7 protein-coding genes are annotated in these 6,513 nt (G+C 45.0%); 4 read left to right on the forward strand and 3 right to left on the reverse strand.

What is annotated here, in order from left to right:
- Positions 1 to 59 precede the first annotated feature (59 nt).
- Positions 60 to 869 carry a GTP pyrophosphokinase gene (locus HMPREF3208_RS02915; RefSeq protein WP_064347141.1) on the reverse strand — a complete coding sequence of 270 codons (810 nt, stop codon included), beginning with the start codon at positions 867 to 869 and terminating at the stop codon, positions 60 to 62.
- Positions 870 to 1,167: 298 nt separating this feature from the next.
- On the opposite strand from HMPREF3208_RS02915, the gene miaA reads away from it, so the two are divergent.
- Positions 1,168 to 2,163: a tRNA (adenosine(37)-N6)-dimethylallyltransferase MiaA gene (gene miaA, locus HMPREF3208_RS02920; RefSeq protein WP_064347143.1), complete on the forward strand. Its 996-nt coding sequence runs from the start codon at positions 1,168 to 1,170 to the stop codon at positions 2,161 to 2,163.
- A 228-nt stretch (positions 2,164 to 2,391) separates the two neighbouring features.
- On the opposite strand, the gene HMPREF3208_RS02925 is transcribed toward miaA, so the two are convergent.
- Both HMPREF3208_RS02925 and HMPREF3208_RS02930 read right to left on the reverse strand, forming a co-directional pair.
- On the reverse strand, positions 2,392 to 3,663 hold the full coding sequence (locus HMPREF3208_RS02925; protein WP_081091169.1) for a glycosyltransferase: 1,272 nt from the start codon (positions 3,661 to 3,663) through the stop codon (positions 2,392 to 2,394).
- Between the two features lie 140 nt (positions 3,664 to 3,803).
- Positions 3,804 to 4,223 (reverse strand): OsmC family protein, encoded by a 420-nt coding sequence (locus HMPREF3208_RS02930; RefSeq protein ID WP_064347146.1) that lies wholly within the window; start codon positions 4,221 to 4,223, stop codon positions 3,804 to 3,806.
- A gap of 151 nt (positions 4,224 to 4,374) precedes the next feature.
- Between HMPREF3208_RS02930 and HMPREF3208_RS02935 the strand changes: the two genes are divergently transcribed.
- From HMPREF3208_RS02935 to HMPREF3208_RS02945, 3 genes are all read left to right on the forward strand, one after another.
- Positions 4,375 to 5,247 carry a thymidylate synthase gene (locus tag HMPREF3208_RS02935; protein WP_064347149.1) on the forward strand — a complete coding sequence of 291 codons (873 nt, stop codon included), beginning with the start codon at positions 4,375 to 4,377 and terminating at the stop codon, positions 5,245 to 5,247.
- Between the two features lie 74 nt (positions 5,248 to 5,321).
- Complete coding sequence (locus HMPREF3208_RS02940; RefSeq protein WP_064347151.1) at positions 5,322 to 5,975, forward strand: dihydrofolate reductase; 654 nt, start codon at positions 5,322 to 5,324, stop codon at positions 5,973 to 5,975.
- 84 nt (positions 5,976 to 6,059) lie between these two features.
- Positions 6,060 to 6,513 (forward strand): low molecular weight protein-tyrosine-phosphatase (locus tag HMPREF3208_RS02945; RefSeq protein WP_064347153.1); only part of this gene is annotated, 454 nt, incomplete at its 3' end.

The following is a 6,513-nucleotide window of genomic DNA, read 5'->3' on the forward strand; positions in this document are numbered from 1 at the left end:
TTTATGCAAAGCATGTTTGCATAAACACCTGCCATACAGTTGAGCTATATCTTATAATCTTACACTCTGCTATTTGGTGCTTCTTCAACACGAGGAGCGCCGTTAATGTCGCGATGAATACCTTGCATTTGCGCTTCAATATTTTGCAGGCTACGTGCACAGTCAAGCAAAGTTTGCGAATGCTCAGCTAACTTAGCATCTGGCAAACCGGCCTTATATCGCAAAGCATGCTCCAAGCTAGCCCAATAATCCATTGCAATTGTGCGGAACTGCACTTCGACTGGCGTGTAGTGTGCTCCTGATGACAAAAATACTGGCACAGCATAAATCACATGTAAACTGCGATATCCATTTTGCTTAGGATTTTTAATGTAATCCTTAACTTGCAATACTTGGATATCGGTTTGCTTAGAAAGATATTGTGCTACAGAATACACGTCATCGCGGTAGTTACAGATAACGCGGATGCCTGCAACATCGAAAAGATTGTCCCGTATAGAACGAGTAGAAATGTCGAGATGACGACGCTGTAACTTTTCAAAAATCGAGTGTACAGATTTTAAGCGACGTTCCATATGATGAATCGGATCATGCGAAAAACGAACTTGAAACTCACTGTCAAGAATCTCAAGCTTCGTGCTGATTTCGTACATCGCGCCTTCGTACACTTGCATCATGTTCACAAATTCGTCGATTTGATCTTCCGGCAGTGTTGGCGCATTACTTTTACCACACTGAGGACAATGATGCTCAGTGTTATTATGGGTATTGGTTGTATTGTTGCTGTTTGCTTCGTTCATTGTTTCGTTACTATGAAGACGAGCGTACAGCTCTGCTGCGTTTACACGGTTATGACGATCAAGTATCACATTTTTCTATCATACTCGCGACACTGCTCAGTAACGTATATGCGTGATTTTTTAAACTCACCATTGCATCGACTATATTGCGGCAAACATTTCTTTTACACAATATTTTGGTTAGCTTTTTACGAAATGTTTTACGAAATGTTTTACGAAATGTTTTATGAAACGTTCAGGAAAGGGGTATGTGTCGATAATATAGCGGTAGAATAGCGATACTAGCGATACTGTAGCACTGGTAACAGTAACTCTATAACGCTATGTACTACACCGTAAGTTTGCGTGCGAATCCGAGGAGCATATTGTGATCGAAAATAAGTATCATCACGTACCGAAGGTGATATCAATCGTAGGACCTACGGCTTCTGGCAAAACAAGTCTCGGTATTGCTTTATCAAAAAGATTACATGAATGCGGTGTATGTGCGGAAATCATCAACGCAGATGCATACCAAATGTACAGGCATATGGACATTGGCACAGCGAAAGCGAGTGCTAAAGAGCAGGCAGCAGTACCACATCACTTACTTGACATTATTGATCCGGAAGAAACAATGACAGTCGCGCGCTTTCAAACATTAGCGCGACAATGCATTCATGATTTGCAGTCACGCGGAGTGAGACCGATTTTAGTTGGCGGTTCGGGATTGTATGCGCGCGCCGCTGTGGACGATATTACATTCCCGGGTACAGATGCGACTATTCGTGCGGCTTTAGAAGAACGAGAGCACAAAGAGGGGGCTGATGCGCTATTTGCAGAGTTGCGGCAGAAAGATCCTGTGGCGGCAGCTCATATGGATGCTCGCAACCCTCGACGCACTATTCGAGCGCTTGAAGTGATTGAACTTACTGGTAAGCCTTATTCTGCAACGCTTCCACAGTACAAGTATGTGATCGATTGTGTGCAAATTGGTTTGGATTTACAGCGTGAAGATTTAGATCAACGCGTGGAATTACGGACGCAATTAATGCGAGAACAGGGGTTTGTGGACGAAGTGCGTGCAATCCGTGGACGATTAGGCGTGACTGCTGCTCGCGCGCTCGGATATCAACAGATTATAGATTATTTAGACGGCGTTTGGAGTGAGGATGAGGCTTTTGCGGATATTGCGCAAAAGACGAAGCGACTTGCTCGCAAGCAGATGGGCTGGTTTGGTAGAGATGCGCGTATTCACTGGCTGGATGCGTTGCGACCAGATTTGGTGGACGCTGCACTTGCTCTGGTAGATGCGGCCGATGCAGGGGAGTTTGATGACGCGAGTGCTGATGCAACGCAGCATCATTTAGGAACACTCGAGTAGAAGCGTTGAGAATTAGTTAAGAATTAGTTGAAAATTAATTGACGATTTCTGCAGTTTTGTTTAGTTTTAGTTGGCGTTGGTAGTTGTGATTTAGTTTGGTGCAGCGTGTGCAGAAGTGCGACTGCAAGTCGGATGCTCGTCATCAGCAGGAACAGTATTGCACAGCTACGAGAACGCTGTCAGCAAGCGGCATTGTTGTTTAAAGCCTTTGCTACAAATAACGCAAGTTTAGTCATTGTTGTTCTCGCTCTTTTTGAGCATAAACCGTGCGTATCGAGCATCCCGTTCCGTCTTTTTCTTAGCAAGATCTTCTTTATTCATTTCAATCGCGCGCTCGTAAATTTTCAGCAATTCCTGCGCTTGACTCTTAAAATCGTTATTCTTTGAATACTCAAGTACGTTCTTCTTAAGCTGCGCCTGCTCAGCTTCGCTCATATTTAAAACTTTACTAAAAACAGTCTTAAAATCTTCACGAGTATCCCACTGATACCCGTTTTGACCACTAATAATCTGGTTTTCATTCGGTAAATCATGTTTTACCAGTGCAAACAAGCCGGAAGCCATTGCTTCAAGCATGGAAAGCGAATGCATCTCGGAAAGTGAGGCAGTAGTGTAGTAGTCCATTGCATGCAAATACTTTGGTATTTCAGTATGTGCAATTGGTCCGAGCAAGTAAATTCTATCGTCAAACCCGTTAGAAGATACGCGTTCGCGCAACGACTCTAAATCCGGACCGCCGCCAATCACAAATAATCGTGCTTTTTCTCGAGGAAAATCACAATACATAAAGTTATCAATCAGTTCTGCAATATTTTTTTCAGCACCAATTCTGCCAACGAACACGAACAGCTTAGTTGAGTCCGAAACACCATATTTTTCGCGGAAAGCTTTACGGAAGGCAAGACGTTCTGGGGTAGGTAAGAATTGCTTATATTCTACTGCATTGTTCAGTACAACAACTTTTTTATCAACCTTCTGACGGTCGATATAAGCTTGCGCCTTAGCAGACATACTTGTAATAATTGTGGCATTCTTTGAGAAACGCATAAAATATTTCGCCGAAAGATTGCGTGAGAACTCAGTAAAATGCTTCAAACCAATGTAAAACAGGAATTTATCGTACTCTGTGTGAAGTGTGTAAATAACAGGAATATGCTCCTTCTTAGCCACTTCCAAGCCGATTTCACCAATACCGAATTCATTTTGGATATGAATAACATCTGGCTTAAAGTTGAGCGGGAATTTTTTACGCATATTGCCAATTGGAAGTGCTACGCGATATTTATAAAGCTTTTTCAATAAGATGCCAGGAACATAGACGACGCCGTCTTCAAGCTTAGTTTTACGCTGTTTTTCAGAGCCGACTGTTACAACCAGCACTTCATGACCAAGCTCCTCATACATTTTCTTGAGCATGTAAGACTGTGTTGCAACGCCATTAATGTATGGTGGATATGTTTCAGTAAAAATCGCGATTTTCAAAGTTTCCTCCGGTTGCATACACGCATACATAGCATCAGTATTGCGTAAGTATCTTGTGTACTCAATTGTGCCACATGTGGTGAATTTTGAGTTAATTTTGTAGTATTTTTTAGTGATTTTGGTGATTTGTAGTTGTTTTTTCGCGTTTTTACTTGATTTTAGTGTCGAATGGTAACGTTTACGCTAACTGCAGCACCTTTTTCGAGTGTGTGTTTAACAGTGCAACCTTTGGAAATATGGCGTTCCATACGCTCTTTCAGTGCGGCAGCGTTTTCTTCATTGAGTGCTGGTTTTGTTGAGGTTGCGTCGACTGTAACGTCTTCTTGGAAACGCAAGTAAGTTCCTTCTTCCGCATCGTACGTACCATTTACTACTACGCGCGCTCCAGCACCCTCACCGACCGCGTGTTCTACAGCGTACTGGCTACTGAGTGCAGTGCAGCCTGCTAGCGCAATTTGCAATAGTTCAACTGGAGTAAACATGCCTTCGCCGCGACCAAACTTGAGGCTCGCACCATCGTCGCTGTGTGCTTCCCATGTGCCATCTTCGCTACGTTCAACCCACAATCTTCTAGACATTTTTGCTCCTTTGCTGCAATCGTGTTTCTTCATGTTATCGTAAGGATTGTAACTTTGCGCTCAGTTGTCGAAGTTAGCGTTTTGCGCGGTAGGCATATGGTTTTACGAGCGCGATTCTTTAAATTTATTATCGCTTTGTTACCATGGCAGCATGGCTTTAACAGAAGAAGAACTTGCCGCAATTCGCGCGCGCATACCACAAAAACCGCTTTCCAACATTCCAACTCCTTACGAGGATTTAGTGCGAAAAATCCTTACGGAAGGCACTTTAAAATCAGATCGCACCGGCACTGGTACAATCTCACTTTTTGGTCAGCAAATCCGCTTTGATATTAGCAAATATTTTCCGCTTATCACTACAAAAACTGTGTTTTTCAAAGGACTTGCGTACGAGTTGCTTTGGTTCCTTAAAGGTTCAAGCAATGTGCGCTGGTTGCAAGAAAATGGCGTTCATATTTGGGACGAGTGGGCGGACGAAAACGGCGATTTAGGTCCTGTTTACGGCGTGCAGTGGAGGAGTTGGCCGGCGCCGACGGCGGAAAATCCAAACCGCACAATCGACCAAATCGCAAACGTTCTGGATCTTATGAAGCATCATCCAGATTCTCGCCGCATGATTGTTAGCGCTTGGAATCCTGCGGAAGTTGAGCATATGGCGTTGCCGCCTTGCCACTCGCTTTTCCAGTTCTACGTTGCCGACGGCAAGCTTTCCTGCCAGCTTTACCAGCGTTCTTGCGACATGTTCCTCGGCGTGCCGTTTAATATTGCGTCTTATTCGCTTTTGACGATGATGATGGCTCAGCAAGCGGGTCTTGAGCCGGGCGAATTTGTGTGGACGGGCGGCGACTGCCATATTTACGATAATCACGTTGAGCAGGTGCTTGAGCAGCTTTCGCGTGAGCCATACCCGTATCCGCAGCTTGAAATTCGTAAAGCGGATTCGATTTTTGATTACGATTACAGCGATTTTAAGGTTGTTGATTACAAGCATCATCCGACGATTAAAGCGCCGGTTGCAGTGTGATGTAGTTTGATTTTCGTATGATTTATTCGCGATTTAGCTTTGATTTAGCGTGATTTAGCTTTTAGGGGGCGAAAATGGAAAGTAGCGTAAGTGCGCTGAATAATTTTCCGGTGCGACTGATTTGGGGCGAGGCTTTCGGTTTAGACGGCAAGCCAGGCGCGATGGGCGTGAACGGCGGTATGCCGTGGCGACTTTCGCCGGATTTGCGCTATTTTAAGGCGATGACAATCGGTTGCCCTGTGATTATGGGTCGCGGTACGTGGGATTCGATGCCGCCGAAATTCCGTCCGCTGCCGGGTCGCGAAAATATTGTGGTTACTCGAAATCCTGATTTCGTAGCAGATGGCGCTCGTAGTTTTACTAGCATTGATTCGGCTTTGGATTACGCGCGTGAATGGCTGGAAAATAAGGAAAAGCTGGAAAATAAAGAAAGCGCATCTCAAGACGCAACTCAAGACTCGCCTTTAGACGGTCCAGCAATCTGGGTTATTGGCGGAGCTGCAATTTTGCGAGAAATGCTTGCAAATTACCACGCGGACGCAGCTTACGTAACGCAAATCGACGCGAAAGTTGCAGCGGACACGTTTGCTCCGAACATTCATGCGTTGGTTGATGCCGGAAAATGGCATGTTGCGCGCGAAGGTGAGTGGCAGGAAGCGCCGCTGAAGGTTGGTGGCGAAAGCAATCCTGCGCGATATCGTTTTATGGTATATGAGCCTGCGCAGTAAACGAGGAATCGTGAAGTAATCTGCAGAATGTAAAGAATCTATAAATCACGAAGAATCTATAAATCGCAAAGTAAACGAGGAAATATGACTGAAGAATCAAGCAAAATCAAAGTAGACGCGCGTCACCCATACACAGTGATGACGGTTTGCACGGGCAATATTTGTCGCTCGCCTATGGCGGAAATTGTGCTGCGCAACGAATTCCAGTTGAGGGGATTGGGTGACGTTGTGGCGGTACGTTCCAGCGGAGTTAGTGACGAAGAATACGGGAATCCGATTGACAGACGTGCTCAGCGTGAGCTTACAAAGCGCGGATACAGGCTGCCGGTTTCGCATTTTGCGCATCGTATTGAAGCGGACGAAATTGCGGAAACGAACTTATTTTTGCCAATGACTGCATCACATATGCGATCGTTATTGCGTCTACTTCCTGCAGAAAAGCGCGAGTTGGTGCATATGTATCGTGCTTTTGATCCGTCGCTTCCAAAGCCGCAGCCTGGTCGCGAGATGCTGCTCGACTTGGCAGATCCGTGGTACG

Origin of the sequence: Gardnerella vaginalis (genome assembly GCF_001546485.1) — a bacterium.
GTDB lineage: Bacteria > Actinomycetota > Actinomycetes > Actinomycetales > Bifidobacteriaceae > Bifidobacterium > Bifidobacterium vaginale_D.